The following is a 434-nucleotide window of genomic DNA, read 5'->3' as shown; positions in this document are numbered from 1 at the left end:
ATCTACCTGCTGCCGGGGGCGGCGGGAGAATTTGTCGGCACCATTGCCCTGGGGGTGATCTTGGCGCTGATTTCGTCCCTGGCGATTTCGCTGACGCTAATTGCGGCTTTGGCGGCGCGGGTGCTGGGCCGCCGCGATCAGCCGCGATCGCAGCAGGGAATCTTCCGCTCCCTCGACAAACCGGGGGCTTGGTGGAACGAGGGGCTGGCGCTGCCGGGAGCGGCCCAGGTCTACCCCTGGTCGATCGCCCGCATGACCGCCCGACCAATGCTGGCGATCGCCCTGGTGTTCTCCCTACCGCTAGTCGGCTTTATTGCGGCGGGCACCCTGACCAGCCAGTTCTTTCCCCAGATCGATCGCGACCAGTTTCAGATCGAGATCGAGTTTGCCTCCCAGACCGCCATTGAGCAGACCCGCGATCGTGCCCTGGCAGC

1 protein-coding gene is annotated in these 434 nt (G+C 65.2%); it reads left to right on the top strand.

The features are described 5' to 3' along the window. Window positions 1-434: efflux RND transporter permease subunit (locus JUK32_RS10785; protein WP_204138861.1), on the top strand; the 434-nt coding region annotated here is incomplete at both ends.

The organism is Halomicronema sp. CCY15110 (assembly GCF_016888165.1).
GTDB lineage: Bacteria > Cyanobacteriota > Cyanobacteriia > Phormidesmidales > Phormidesmidaceae > Halomicronema.
The sequence above is the reverse complement of the archived record's forward strand: the minus strand, read 5'-3'. Positions and strand labels throughout refer to the sequence as shown.